Annotated in this window: 14 protein-coding genes; 7 read left to right on the forward strand and 7 right to left on the reverse strand. The window is 72.2% G+C overall.

The window, feature by feature from the left end:
- The 4 genes from VLJ82_RS20025 to VLJ82_RS20040 all read left to right on the forward strand — a co-directional run.
- The coding region (locus tag VLJ82_RS20025; protein ID WP_408665135.1) for a LysE family transporter at positions 1-387 on the forward strand (387 nt) is incomplete at its 5' end.
- Positions 388-564: 177 nt separating this feature from the next.
- Positions 565-969: a nitroreductase family deazaflavin-dependent oxidoreductase gene (locus tag VLJ82_RS20030; RefSeq protein ID WP_408665136.1), complete on the forward strand. Its 405-nt coding sequence runs from the start codon at positions 565-567 to the stop codon at positions 967-969.
- A 231-nt stretch (positions 970-1,200) separates the two neighbouring features.
- On the forward strand, positions 1,201-2,724 hold the full coding sequence (locus VLJ82_RS20035; protein WP_408665137.1) for an MFS transporter: 1,524 nt from the start codon (positions 1,201-1,203) through the stop codon (positions 2,722-2,724).
- A 93-nt stretch (positions 2,725-2,817) separates the two neighbouring features.
- The gene (locus tag VLJ82_RS20040; RefSeq protein WP_408665138.1) at positions 2,818-3,021 is read left to right on the forward strand and encodes a hypothetical protein; all 204 of its coding nucleotides are present in this window, start codon (positions 2,818-2,820) and stop codon (positions 3,019-3,021) included.
- A 24-nt stretch (positions 3,022-3,045) separates the two neighbouring features.
- Here VLJ82_RS20040 and VLJ82_RS20045 read toward each other — a convergent pair whose 3' ends face one another.
- Positions 3,046-3,585, reverse strand: coding sequence for a dihydrofolate reductase family protein (locus tag VLJ82_RS20045; RefSeq protein ID WP_408665139.1), 540 nt, complete (start codon positions 3,583-3,585; stop codon positions 3,046-3,048).
- A gap of 102 nt (positions 3,586-3,687) precedes the next feature.
- Here VLJ82_RS20045 and rnhA point away from each other — a divergent pair, with 102 nt between their 5' ends.
- On the forward strand, positions 3,688-4,146 hold the full coding sequence (gene rnhA / locus VLJ82_RS20050) for a ribonuclease HI (RefSeq protein WP_408665140.1): 459 nt from the start codon (positions 3,688-3,690) through the stop codon (positions 4,144-4,146).
- Here the strand turns inward: rnhA and VLJ82_RS20055 are convergent.
- From VLJ82_RS20055 to VLJ82_RS20070, 4 genes are all read right to left on the reverse strand, one after another.
- Positions 4,121-4,501, reverse strand: a complete 381-nt coding sequence (locus VLJ82_RS20055; protein WP_408665141.1) for a hypothetical protein — start codon at positions 4,499-4,501, stop codon at positions 4,121-4,123. The genes rnhA and VLJ82_RS20055 overlap by 26 nt on opposite strands.
- An 81-nt stretch (positions 4,502-4,582) precedes the next feature.
- Positions 4,583-5,605 carry a CapA family protein gene (locus VLJ82_RS20060; protein ID WP_408665142.1) on the reverse strand — a complete coding sequence of 341 codons (1,023 nt, stop codon included), beginning with the start codon at positions 5,603-5,605 and terminating at the stop codon, positions 4,583-4,585.
- A gap of 325 nt (positions 5,606-5,930) precedes the next feature.
- On the reverse strand, positions 5,931-7,193 hold the full coding sequence (locus VLJ82_RS20065; protein ID WP_408665143.1) for an RNA polymerase sigma factor: 1,263 nt from the start codon (positions 7,191-7,193) through the stop codon (positions 5,931-5,933).
- 15 nt (positions 7,194-7,208) lie between these two features.
- The gene (locus VLJ82_RS20070) at positions 7,209-7,601 is read right to left on the reverse strand and encodes a YciI family protein (protein ID WP_408665144.1); all 393 of its coding nucleotides are present in this window, start codon (positions 7,599-7,601) and stop codon (positions 7,209-7,211) included.
- A 109-nt stretch (positions 7,602-7,710) separates the two neighbouring features.
- Between VLJ82_RS20070 and VLJ82_RS20075 the strand changes: the two genes are divergently transcribed.
- A complete protein-coding gene (locus tag VLJ82_RS20075) occupies positions 7,711-8,862 on the forward strand; it encodes an alkaline phosphatase family protein (RefSeq protein ID WP_408665145.1) in 1,152 nt (383 codons plus the stop codon).
- 16 nt (positions 8,863-8,878) lie between these two features.
- Here the strand turns inward: VLJ82_RS20075 and VLJ82_RS20080 are convergent, their stop codons facing one another.
- Entirely contained in the window at positions 8,879-9,772 is an 894-nt protein-coding gene (locus VLJ82_RS20080; protein WP_408665146.1) for an NAD-dependent epimerase/dehydratase family protein, read from the reverse strand.
- Between the two features lie 3 nt (positions 9,773-9,775).
- Positions 9,776-12,349: an alpha-glucan family phosphorylase gene (gene glgP / locus VLJ82_RS20085; RefSeq protein ID WP_408665147.1), complete on the reverse strand. Its 2,574-nt coding sequence runs from the start codon at positions 12,347-12,349 to the stop codon at positions 9,776-9,778.
- 126 nt (positions 12,350-12,475) lie between these two features.
- Between glgP and VLJ82_RS20090 the strand changes: the two genes are divergently transcribed.
- Positions 12,476-13,414: maltotransferase domain-containing protein (locus VLJ82_RS20090; protein WP_408665148.1), on the forward strand; the 939-nt coding region annotated here is incomplete at its 3' end.

Genomic DNA, 13,414 nt, shown 5'->3' on the forward strand with positions numbered 1-13,414 from the left:
CCGGTCTCTGCAAGCCGGCCGGTCCCTGCCGAGCCGGTCCCTGCCGAGCCGGTCCCTGCCGAGCCGGTCCCTGCCGAGCCGGTGCGGGCGCTCGGCCCGGCACGGGCCTATGCCACCCTGGCCGGCCTGACCCTCATCAACCCCGCGACGCTGATCTACTTCGTGGCCCTGGTGGTGGGCCTGCGAGCCGGGTCCGCCCCGAGCGCGCTCGGCCAGGCCGTGTTCGTGGCCGCCGCCTTCGCCGCCTCGGCCAGCTGGCAACTGCTGCTCGTCGGCGGCGGCGCGCTGCTCGGCCGGGTGCTCACCGGCGGTCGCGGCCAGCGGGTGACCGCGGTCGCCTCCGGCGTCCTGATCGGGGTGCTTGCGGTGCGGCTGGCGATCCTCTGACACCGGGGCTTGCCGCATCCGGCTGCGCCCAGGCGGAGCGACCCGTCTCGATGACGACCGCCCTGGCAATCGCGGCGCCTACCGGTCGAGGTGGCCCCGCTGGACCAGGTTCCGACGACACCTACCGCCGCCGCCAGCCGCGCGGAAGGATCTGACGCACAGCGAAGGGGGAGGTCAATGGACGTCAAGGAGATCAACCGGCGGGTGATCGAGCAGTTCCGGGCCGGTGGCGAGATCGAAGGCATGCACCGCGAGCGGTTGCTGCTGCTGACCACGACGGGCGCCAAGACCGGCCAGCCGCGCACCACGCCCATGATGTTCCATCCCGACGGCGACCGGCTGCTGGTGATCGCGTCCAACATCGGCGCGCCCAAGCACCCGGACTGGTATGTGAACCTGGCCGCCAATCCCCGGGTCACCGTCGAGGTCGGCGACGAGCGTTACGAGGCGGTGGCCAGCACCGCCGAAGGGGCCGAGCGGGAGCGGCTGTGGAGCATGATCAAGCAGGAATACCCGTTCTTCGCCGAGCACGAGCAGCTGACCAGTCGGGAGATTCCGGTCGTCATCCTCACCCGGACCTGAGCGCCGCACCGCGGTCTGCGGACCTGCCTTGGCCTGTGAGCGCCCCGTGCCGTACGCGTCCCACGCCGTGAGCGGCATTGCTTGACGTCGTTACTGAGCGGTGGTTACCTACCACGTGGAGTGATCTTCTAAGAACGAGAAGCTCTCACTCGGCACTAACACGTCGGAGACCGAATCATGACGGTGCCAGGCTCACTCGCGCAGCCAATTGAAAGTCTTGTTCCCGCCCGCATGGACCGACTGCCGTGGTCGAGGTTCCATTGGCGGGTCGTCATCGCGCTCGGGATCACCTGGGTTCTCGACGGCATCGAGATCACCGTGGCCGGCGCGATCGGTGAACGGTTGACCGAAGAGGGAACACTGCACTTCACCCCTGGACAGATCGGCCTGGCAGCGTCGATCTATCTGCTCGGTGAGGTCGTCGGCGCCCTGTACTTCGGGCGGCTGGCCGACAAGCTCGGGCGGCGCAAGCTGTTCATCATCACGCTAGGCATCTACCTGATCGGTAACCTGCTCACCGCGTTCTCGTTCAGCTTCCTCTTCTTCATCGCCACCCGGTTCATCGCAGGGCTCGGCATCGGTGGCGAGTACGCCGCGATCAATTCCGCGATCGACGAGCTGATCCCGGCTGATTACCGCGGCCGGGTGGACCTGGCGATCAACGGGACCTACTGGCTCGGCGCGATGATCGGGGCGGCGGCCAACATCGCCTTCCTCAACCCGGACCTCTTCGATATCAATCTCGGGTGGCGGCTCGGCCTGCTCATCGGCCCGCTGATCGGTGTCGCGATCTGGGGCTTGCGCAGGCATATCCCGGAAAGCCCCCGATGGCTGCTCACGCACGGGCAGTCCGACGAAGCCGACCGGATCGTCGACGGCATCGAACGCGACATCGAGGCCGAGGGCAAGACGCTGTCGCCGGTCGACCCCGGCTCCGCGCTGGTGGTCGAGGAACGCGAGGAGCCCGGCTACAAGGAGCTTGCCCAGCTGATCGTTAGGGAATACCCCAGCCGAGCGTTCCTCGGCTTCATGCTGATGGTCACCCAATCGTTCCTGTACAACGCGATCTTCTTCACCTTCGCGTTGATCCTGGGCAAGTTCTACGGCATCAGCGGCGGCGCGGTCGGCTACTTCATCTTCCCGTTCGCCGTGGGCAATCTGCTCGGGCCGGTCCTGCTCGGCAAGCTGTTCGACACCGTCGGCCGGCGGATCATGATCGGCGGGACGTACTGCTCGTCGGCCATCCTGCTGTTCATCACCGGCCTGCTGTTCAAGAACGGCTCCCTCAACGCCACCACCCAGACCATCCTGTGGTGCGTCATCTTCTTCATCGCCTCGGCAGCGGCGTCGTCGGCCTACCTCACGGTCAGTGAGATCTTCCCCTTGGAAGTGCGGGCCAAAGCCATCTCGCTGTTCTTCGCGGTGTCGCAGTTCTTCGGCGGGGTGATCGCGCCGTTCCTGTTCGGCAAGCTGGTCGGCGCCGCGGGCTCCGGCCCTACCCCGAACCGGGATCCGCTGTTCTGGGGCTACACCATCGGCGCGGTGCTGATGTTCCTCGGTGGCGTAACCGCCTTCGTCTTCGGCGTCAACGCCGAGCGGCAGTCCCTGGAAAGCATCGCCAAGCCACTGTCGGCCCGCGACACGGCAATGGCCTCCGGCGGTGCCAGCCGGCTGACCGGCGGCCTGGGTGCGGGCGTCCGCCGGGACAGCGGCGCCGGGCTGCTGCGCGCCGGCCCACCGTCGCGGGACAGGTAGCCGATCTTTCCGGCCGAGTGGCTGCGGACGGTCCGGGCGTCTCGCGCCGCCCGGGCATCCGGCGCGGCCCGGTCGCGGCCGCGGAACGAGCGCGTGCCCCAGCCAACCAGTCCGGGCTCGCTGCCGCGGCCGTGGCTGCGGGCCGGCTGGCTGCTGCTGTGGGGCTGGATGCCCGCCGGGATCGGCTGGCAGCTGCTGCACGCCGAGCGGCTCGACGCCTACAGCATGCTCGGCTGGTTCGGCTGGCCGGTGGTGCCGGCCTGCTACCTCGCCGCGCTGTTGCTCCGCCGGCGCTGAAACCCTGCCGGCGCTGGGGATCGGTCAGCTGAGCACCCGGAACCACAGCCCGACCGCCAGCGGCACCTCGCTGACGCTGAGCCGCTCCAGCCTGGCCGTGGTACCACCGGGCCAGTCCAGCAACCGGACCCCGTCGCCGAGCAGCACTGGGGCCACGAACACCAGGATCTCGTCCAGCACCCCGGCCTGCAGGCACTGCCGGGCGACGTCGGCACCGAGGATGTTGACGTAGCGCTCCCCCGCGGCGGCCTTGGCCGCGGCGACGGCGGCGTCGAAGTCGTCGAGGAAGGTGACATCGGGTACCGCCGGCCGGTCGGTGGCGTGGGTGAGCACGACCTGCGGCCCGCTCCAGGTGCCGCCGAACGCGCCTTCGGCGTCGGTGCCGCGGTTCGGGTCGTCGCCGGTGAAGGTGCGATGCCCGATCAGCAGCGCACCGATCCGGGGCACCAGCTCGTCGGCGACCGGGTTGGGCCCGAGGTAGTCGGTCAGCCACGACATGTCCCCGCCCGGGCCGGCGATGAAGCCGTCCAGCGACATGGTGGCCGAGTACAGCATCCTTGCCATGCTTCCCCCTCGCTCGCGGGTACCGTGCTGCGGGTGAGTGCCGCCCCCGCAACCGCCACCGCAGCACAACCGGAACCGGCTGCCGAGGTTAGCCGGGCGTCCGTGGTGATCTACACCGACGGCTCCTGCAAGGGCAATCCCGGCCCGGGCGGCTGGGGCGCGTGGCTGGCCAGCGGCGAGCACTCCCGGGAGCTGTTCGGCGGCGAGCCGCAGACCACCAACCAGCGGATGGAGCTGACCGCGGCCATCCAGGCGCTGACCGCGCTGAACCGGCCGTGCGACGTGGTCCTCTACACCGACAGCCAGTACGTGCTCAAGGGCATCACCAGCTGGATCTCCGGCTGGAAGCGCAACGGCTGGCAGAACTCGGCCAAGCAGCCGGTCAAGAACGCCGAGCTGTGGCGCGCGCTGGACGCCGCGGCCGCCCCGCACCGGATCGACTGGCGCTGGGTCAAGGGGCATTCCGGGGACGTCGGCAACGAGCGGGCCGACGCGCTGGCCAACCAGGGCGCGGCCCAGGGAATGACCGCACCGGTCAGCGGGACTCGCGCGGCACCTTGATCCGGGGCATGCCGCCCAGCCCGAGGTTGTACCGGACGTCGGCGGAGTACTCGGCCAGCTTCTTCCACAGCGCCGCGTGCGACGGCCACGGGATCGGGTTATCGCCGTCCAGCCAGCTGTCGCCGAAGGTGATCCAGACGACGGTCCAGTTGGCCGCCACGTTCCACCGGCCGTTGCTCCAGTCGATCAGGGCCCGGCGGATCTGCATGGCGGCCTGCGGCGCGTCCGGGAAGGTGGAGCTGGTGTGCACCGTCCAGACCCGGAAGTCGTGCGACATCAGGTCCAGCTCGAAGTCGGCCAGCACCCGGGGATTGACCAGCACCGTGGCCATGTTCTCGAAACCCTCACCTCGCACCGGACAATTATTGACCAGCACCCGGTGGCACACCACGCGAGCAGTTGCCTGCCGGCCGGGTCGCAGCCGCACGCCCGGCGCTCAGCCGATCACCAGCCCGTCCCGCCGGGCGCCGAGCGAGTCCAGGTAGCCGGTGATCCGGGCCAGTGCCGCGTGGTAGCCGGCCCGGGTGCCGGCGGCGGTCCGCGGGTCGGCGATCGCGGCCGGCAGATCGATCGCCCGCAGCTGCGGCCAGAGCTGCATCCAGGTCGGGATCGCCTCGGCCCTGCTGGCCACGAAGTGGTGCGGGCCCACCTCGGTGAAGGTGAACCGGACCAGCGCCCCTTCCCGGCTCTCCTCGCTGGCCACCGCGTGCCGCGAGACCTCATCGCCCATGCAGTAGGCCACCCACTTGCCGTGCAGCTTCCGCATCGGCTGCACCACGTGGGCATGGTCGCCCAGGATCAGGTCGACGTCGGGCGAGGCCAGCAGCCGGTCCGCCTGCTCGGCCTGCTCGGCGGTCACCTGGTGGGAGTACTCCAGGCCCCAGTGCATGCTCAGCACCACGATGTCCGCACCGGCCTGCTTGGCCCGGTGCGCCGCCGCCAGGATGGCCGGCACGTCGGTCCGGTTCGCCAGCCACGGCTGCCCGGCCGGCACCGAATGGCCGTTGAAACCGAAGGCGAACGCCAGCTGGGCGATGCGGACGCCAGTGCCGGTGGTCAGGATCAGCGGCCGGGCGGCCTCGGCCGCCGACCGGGCGCTTCCGGTGTGCCGCAGCCCCGCGGCATCCAGCGCGTCCAGGGTCCGGCGCACGCCGGCGGAGCCCTGGTCGAGGGTGTGGTTGGAGGCCGTGGTGCAGCTGTCGTAGCCGGTCGCCACCAGCGCGGCCAGCACCTGCGGCGGAGCGTCGAAGTCCGGCCAGCCGGCGAACGGGCCCTGCGGCGCGGCCAGTGGCGTCTCCAGCTCGCAGATGGCCAGGTCCGCTGCCCGGACGGCCGGCGCCAGGCCGGCGAACAGCGGGCCGAAGTCATAACCGGGCCGGCCCTGGGCCCGGGCGTCGGCGGCCGCCTGCTGCCACAGCGCCGGGTGGATCAGCACGTCGCCCGATCCGAGCACGGTCACGCTGCGCCGGCCGGCCGGCGGTGCCGCGGCGGTACTGCCCGGCGGGCCGGCCGTGGTGCCTGACGGGCCGGCGATTGGGGTGCCGGCGGCCGGGACCGCCGGAGAACGTGCCGGAGCGGTAGCTACCGGTGCCGAATGTGCTGGTGCGGTAGGCGTCGACGACTGCGCCGGCCCGGCTCGGGAATGCTCGCCACGGCCGGAGTCGCAGCCACCGAGCACCAGCGCGAGCGCCAGCCCCATGGCCCACCGGGCCCGACCGCTCCCCCTGACCGGCACGCGTGCACGTTACCTGCCTGCCCGGTCCGCCGGGGCCGATCGCGGCTGGTCAGGCTTGCCGGCCAGGGGCCCCTAGTGCCAATGCCCGGGCATGCAGGTAGTGCTGTTCGGGAATGCTGGTGGCCAGCCGCGCCGCGGCGGTGTAGGCCTGCTGCGCCTGGTCGCGGTCGCCGGCCAGTTCCAGCAGGTGGGCCCGGACCGCGGGCAGCCGGTGGTTGTGGCGCAGCCGCCGGTCGGCCAGCAGCGGCTCGAGCATCTCCAGGCCCGCGGCGGGACCGGCCACCATGGCCAACGCCACCGCATGGTTGAGGGTGACCATCGGCCCGGGCGCGATCCCGGCCAGCATCCGGTACAGCGCCTCGATCTGGGCCCAGTCGGTGTGCCCGGCGTCGGCGGCCTCGGCGTGCACCGCGGCGATCGCGGCCTGCAGCTGGTACGGCCCGACCGGGCCGGACGGCAGGGCGGCCTCGATCAGCGCGATGCCCTCGGCGAGCTGCCCCCGGTCCCACCGGTCGCGGTCCTGCTCGGCCAGCGGCACCAGCGCCCCGTCGGCGCCGATCCGGGCGGCCCGCCGGGCGTCGGTGAGCAGCATCAGCGCCAGCAGCCCGCTGATCTCCGGATCGCCGGGCAGTTGCCGGTGCAGCCGGCGGGTCAGCCGGATCGCCTCGCCGCTCAGCGACACGTCGAGCAGGCCGGTGCCGGCGGTGCTGGTGTGGCCTTCGGTGAAGACCAGGTACAGCACCTGCATCACCGCCGCCACCCGGTCGGGCAGCTCATGCGCCGGCGGCAGCGGAAAGCGCGCGCCGACCTGGCGCAACCGGGCCTTGGCGCGGCTGATCCGTTGCGCCATGGTGGGCTCGGGCACCAGGAAGGCCCGGGCGATCTGGCCGGTGGTCAGCCCGCCGACCGCCCGCAGCGTCAGCGCCACCTGCGCCGGAGGTGGCAGCGCCGGGTGGCAGCACAGCACCAGCAACGGCAGCGAATCATCCGTGCCGGCCTGGGGATTGTCGGCCGGCGCGCCGACCAGCTCGTCCGGTGGCGTCTGGTACGCCAGCAGCCGCTCCCGCTCGGTGCGGGCGGAGTCTGCCCGCCACTGGTCGATCAGCCGGCGGGACGCGACGGTGATCAGCCAGCTGGTCGGGTTGTCCGGCACGCCGGCGTCCGGCCACTGCCGCGACGCCGCCAGCAGCGCCTCCTGCAGCGCGTCCTCGGCGGTGTCGAAGTCGCCGTAGCGGCGGACCAGCGCGGCCAGCACCCGCGGGGCAGCCTCGCGCCACAGCTGCTCCAACTCACGGGTGCCGGCCGGGGTCATCGTCGGGTCAGCCGGTCACTGGTCGTCGGCGCCCGGCCACATCGCCGGACGGAGCTCGACGGTACTGCCCGGCCCGGCGAAGCCGATCGCGATCTGCTCGGCCCGCTCCCGGGTGGCGCAGTCGATCAGGAAGAAGCCGGCCAGCTGCTCCTTGGCCTCGGCGTACGGGCCGTCGGTGGCGGTGCGGCCCTCCGGTGACCAGGTGTAGATGGACGAGGACGCGGGGTCGGCCAGCGCCTCGGCGGTGACGAACTCCCCCGACGCCGAGATCTCGGCCAGCAGCGCGTCGAACTCGCGGTCCATCTGCTCGTGGCGGTCGGCCGGGACGGCCCGTCCCTCGGCGGTGAACTGCGAGGTCGGGTGCCCCCAGGGGTCGGGGTTGCTGTGGATCAGGATCACGTACTTCACGAGCGTCTCCTTCGTCTCCCAGCCCGCCGGTCGGGCCGTGACCTACCTAGGTCGGAGCCCATCGGCCGGTCTCGACAGTAGGGCAGCACGACGATGCGAGGATGGGACGGTGGGCAGCGCACCGGTACCGGCGGCCGGCATCGTCGACTACGGCCGGGCGTCGCTCGCCGACGTGCTGCCTTCCGCGCTGGCCGCCCTCGGGGTGCCCGGCGAGCCGAACCCGCTGGCCCTGCAGCCGGCCGAGTGCGTCGTGGTGCTGCTGGTGGACGGGCTGGGCTGGCAGCTGCTGGCCGAGCACGGTGAGCATGCCCCATTCCTGTCGTCGCTGGCCGGCCGGCCGCTGACGGCGGGGTTCCCCACCACCACGGCGGTCAGCATCACCTCGCTGGGCACCGGCGCCCCGCCCGGGCAGCACGGCATCACCGGCTACCACACCCGGGCCGACCGGCTGGGCGAGCCGGTCAACTGGCTGACCTGGCGGGGCGCCCGGTCCGGCGTCGACCTGACCGGTGAGCAGCCGCCCGACCGGGTGCAGCCGCTGACCACCGCCTTCCAGCGGGCCGAGCGGGCCGGGGTGCGGGCCACCGTGGTGTCGGCGCCGGCGTTCCGGACCAGCGGGCTGACCCTGGCGGCACTGCGCGGCGGGCACTACCTGCGGGCCTTCACCGCCGCCGACACCGCCACCCAGGTGGCCGAGACGGCCCGGTCCCGGCGTGGGCTGATCTACTGCTACATCGCCGACCTGGACCTGATCGGGCACGTGCACGGCTGCCGGTCGGAGGCCTGGCGGGTGCAGCTGGAGCTGATCGACGCCGGCGCCCGGCTGCTGGCCGACCGGCTGCCCGGCCATGCCCGGCTGCTGGTGACCGCCGACCACGGCATGCTGGACGTGCCGGAATCGGCCAAGCTCGACTACGACGCCGAGCCGGTGCTGCGCGAGGGTGTGGAGATGCTGGCCGGTGAGGCCCGGGTGCGCTACCTGCACGTCGCGCCGAGCGAGATCGAGGCGGTGCGGGCCCGCTGGGAGGACCGGCTCGGCGACCGGATGGCGGTGCTGGGCCGGGAGGAGGCGATCGCCCGCGGCTGGTTCGGCCCGGTAGTGAGCAACGCGGCCCGCGGCCGGATCGGCGACCTGATTGCGGTGTCGGTGTCGGATACCGCCGTGGTGCGTCGCAAGGCCGAGTCCCGCAACGCCTCGCTGATCGGCCAGCACGGCGCGCTGACCGACGCCGAGCTGCTCGTCCCGCTGCTGACCCGTTGAGGCAGCTACGAGCGGGTCAGCCCAGCGGCTGGCCGGTTTCGTCGAGGTAGTCGCGCCATGTCCGGGTGGGTTGCCAGCCGAGCAGCCGTTCCGCCTTGGCCGCCGAGGTGCCGCTGGCGTCCGGACGGGCGAAGGAGCGGTACTCCACCCGGTCGCCGTACTGCGCCCGCAACGCGGCAGCGGTGTCGGCCACCCCGGCCGAGTCCGGCGAGCAGATGTAGAACACCTCGTGCCCCGGCAGTGACGATTCCACCGCCAATCGCAGGGCAATCGCCAGATCGTAGGCGTCGATGTAGGACCAGCCGTTTACGGTCGGCTCCGGCGTCCCGGCAGCAGCCAGAGCGATCATCGGCCCGAGATTGCGCGCGTACGACGACGAATCCTGCACCCAGGTCGGCCGGATCGTGATGCAGCGCAGCTCCGAGCGGCGCACCGCGGCGTCGCACAGCTGCTCGCCGAAGTGCTTGGCCAGCGCGTACGGGTCCTGCGGCCGCACTGGATGCTCCTCGTCGATCGGAAAATACTCAGGGTCGAACGGCCGCTCGGCGAAGGCCATGCCGGGCACCGTCTCCGACGAGAGGTTCACCAGCCGGCCGGTCCCCCACCGCACGCACGCCTCGACCACGTTGAACATGGCCAGCAGGTTGTTGCCGAACACCGTGTGCGCAATGTCCTGGGACGGCTCGGGAATCGCCGCGCAGTGCAACACCGCGTCCTGACCGCGGACCAGCTGGAAGGCAGCACCCGCGTCGGTCAGATCGGCCCGGACGTAGCGCGCCGCGCCCGGCTCGCCCCGCTCGTAGGTGGGCACACCGAGGTCGGTGGCCAGCACCTGGTGCCCGGCGGCCAGCAGCTCGGCGACCGCGGCGCGACCGACCTTGCCCCGGGCGCCGGTCACCAGGACCCGCACGGCTCAGGCCCCGGCGGAGGCCACCAGGCCGGTCTCGGCGAGGTTGGCCAGCAGCGGGTGCTTGGGCAGCACCCGCACGGTGTAGCCGAACGCCCCGGCCTTCTTCAGCGGGATGTCACCGGCGAAGATGCCGGTCGAGTCCCGCTCGTCGGCCAGCTGCAGCGGCAGCGTCTCGAACGAGGTCAGCCGGTTGTCGGCGTCCACCGGCCCGTACACCGCCTGCACCTCGACGTCGCGGGAGTGCAGGCCGGACAGCGCCACCTCCGCGCGCAGCTGCAGGTGCCCGCCCAGGCTCGGGTCGCCCTCCACGAGGGACTCGACGTGGCGCACCGCGACGTCCTTCCAGGAGCCGGCCACCCAGCTCTTCCAGGCGGCCAGGTCCTTGGCGGCGCGGAAGTCGTCGGCCACCAGCAGTGCCGCCGACTGCGCAGCCGGGGCGTAGAGCCGCTGGATGTAGTCGCGCACCATCCGGCTGGCCTGCACCTTCGGGCCCAGCGACTTCAGGGTGTAGCGCACCATCGACACCCACTGCGCCGGAATCCCCCGGCCGTCGCGGGCGTAGAACCGCGGCGCCACCTGGTGCTCGATCAGGTCGTAGAGACCGGCGGCCTCCACCGCGTCCCGGTGGTCGTCGGTGGTGCCGGCGAGCGAGTCGTTGGCCGACGGGATCTCCCAGCCGTTCTTGCCGTCCTCGCACCACTCGTCCCACCAGCCGTCCTTGATGGACAGGTTCAGCGCGCCGTTCAGGGCTGCCTTCATGCCGGACGTGCCGCAGGCCTCCAGCGGCCGCAGCGGGTTGTTCAGCCAGACGTCGCTGCCCCAGTACAGGTAGCGCGCCATCCCGATGTCGTAGTCGGGCAGGAAGGCGATCCGGCCGCGCACCTCGGGGTCGTCGGCGAACCGGACCAGCTGGGCGATCAGTTCCTTGCCGCCGTCGTCGGCCGGGTGCGACTTGCCGGCCACCACGATCTGCACCGGACGCTCCGGGTCGGTCAGGATCTTCTTCAACCGGGCCGGGTCGCGCAGCATCAGGGTCAGCCGCTTGTAAGAGGGCACCCGGCGGGCGAAGCCGATGGTGAGGACGTCCGGGTCGAAGGCGGTGGCGGTCCAGGCCAGCTCCACGCCGGAGAAGCCGCGCTCCAGGCCGGACTGCCGGATGCGGCGGCGGATCTCGACGACCAGCCGTTCCCGCAGCTCGTGCTTGAGCTCCCAGAGCTCGACGTCGGAGACCCGGTCGATGCCGTCCCAGCCCTCGCCGGCGACCAGGTCCGCCGCGCCGGCGTTGCGCTGGGCCAGGTCCATGAACTCCCGGGCCATCCAGGTCGGGGTGTGCACCCCGTTGGTGACCGAGGTGATCGGCACCTCCTCGGCGTCCAGGCCCGGCCACAGGTCGTTGAACATCGACCGGCTGACCCGGCCGTGCAACTGGGCCACGCCGTTGGCCCGCTGGCCCAGCCGCAGCCCCATGTGGGCCATGTTGAACTTGGTCGGGTCGTCCTCGGCGCCCAGCGCGAGGATCCGGTCCACCGGCACCCCGGGAACTCCGCCCAGGTAGGCCCGCACCAGCTCGCGCTCGAACCGGTCGATGCCGGCCGGAACCGGGGTGTGGGTGGTGAACACCGTGCCGGCCCGGACCGCGGTCAGCGCCTCGTCGAAGGTCAGCTTGGCCGGACCGTCGGACAGCTCGCTGATCCGCTCGATGCCGAGGAAGCCGGCGTGGCCCTCGTTGGTGTGGAACACCTCCGGCGCGGGGTGGCCGGTGATCGCGCAGTAGCACCGCAGCGCCCGGACGCCGCCGATGCCGAGCAGCAGCTCCTGCTGCAGCCGGTGCTCCGGGCCGCCGCCGTAGAGCCGGTCGGTCACCCCGCGGGCGGCCTCGTCGTTCTCCTCGACGTCGGAGTCCAGCAACAGCAGCGGCACCCGGCCGACCCAGGCCTGCCAGATCTGGGCGTGCAGGGTGCTGCCCCCGGGCAGGTCCAGCACCACCCGGGCGGGATTGCCCTCCTGGTCGCGCAGCGGGATCAGCGGCAGGCCCTGCGGGTCCAGCGACGGGTAGCGCTCCTGCTGCCAGCCCTCCCGCGACAGCGACTGGGAGAAGTAGCCGGCCCGGTACAGCAGGCCCACCCCGATCAGCGGGGCGCCCAGGTCCGAGGCGGCCTTGAGATGGTCGCCGGCCAGGATGCCGAGGCCCCCGGAGTACTGCGGCAGCACCTCGGTGATCCCGAACTCCGGGGAGAAGTAGGCGATCGAGGACGGCAGCGAGCCGGGCTCGGCCTCCTGCTGGCGCTGGTACCAGCGCGGCTGCTCGAGGTAGTCGCGCAGGTCGTCGGAGACGTCCTGCAGCCGGCGCAGGAACTTGCGGTCCTTGGCCAGGGTGGCCAGCCGGTCGGTGCTGACCCCGCCCAGCAGCCGGGCCGGGTCGCCGTTGCACTCGGCCCACAGCTCCGGAGCGACCGATTCGAGCAGGTCCAGGGACTCGGCGTGCCAGGACCAGCGCAGGTTGGCCACGATGTCGCCCAGCGGGGCCAGCGGAGCCGGCAGCGCCGCGCGAACGGTCAGCCGTCGTAATGCCTTCATTCCGCACACCTTAGCCTCTGTCGAGAGCGCTTTCAGACCACGGTGGGTGGCAACTTTCGACAAGGCAACCTGGAACGATACGGTGAGCCGGTGGCTGGACGCATAGGGCTGAATTCTGTACATCCGGTGATTGCGCACGGCGAACTGCCGTCCCGGGCGGTGGTCGGCGAGCCGGTCGGCATCGAGGCGACGGTGTTCCGGGAGGGCCACGACGCGGTCGCGGCGTCCGTGCTGTGGCGCTCGCCGTCCGGGACTGAGGCGCCGTTCAACCGGATGCGCCCGCTCGGCGGCGGCACCGACCGGTGGCGGACCGAGGTGGTCGCCGACACCACCGGCACCTGGAGCTACGTCGTGGAGGCCTGGGGCGACCCGCTGGCTACCTGGTACCACGCCGTGGAGGTCAAGGTGGACGCCGGCCAGAGCGCTGAGGAGCTGGCCAACGACCTGGAGGTCGGTGCCCGGCTGTTCGACCGGATCGCCGACGCACTGGGCGCCGCGGGGCCGTCCGGAGCGGCGGCCAACGCCGCGACGGCCGCCGAGGTCGCCGGCCGCTCGGATGCCGCCAGCCGCCCGGACGCGGTGAAGGAACCGGCCAAGGCCACCGCCGTGGTCGGCAAGGGACTGTCCGCGGCCCGGGTGGCCGGCTCCGACGTGGTGGTCGGCGAGCTGGAGCCGGCCGCGGCGCGGGACGCGGTCGAACTGGCCCGCGCGGTGGCGAGGGACCTGCGCCGCACCGAGGCCGACGTGCCGCTGCGGATCACCCGGGCGATGAGTGCGGAAGCCCGCGCCCTGGCCCACGACCATCCGGTGCGCGACCTGATCACCCGCTCCCCCCGCTACAGCGTCTGGGTGGACCGGCAGCGCGCGCTGTACGGCGCCTGGTACGAGTTCTTCCCCCGCTCGATCGGCGCCGAGCTCGCCGAGGACCCGGACGACCCGGCCCGGCCGGTGCGGCACGGCACCTTCGCCGACGCCACCAAGCACCTGGACTACGTCGCCGACCTGCTCTTCGACGTGGTGTACCTGCCGCCGATCCACCCGATCGGCCGGGTCAACCGCAAGGGC

It is taken from the genome of Jatrophihabitans sp., assembly GCF_035474675.1.
GTDB lineage: Bacteria > Actinomycetota > Actinomycetes > Mycobacteriales > Jatrophihabitantaceae > Jatrophihabitans_A.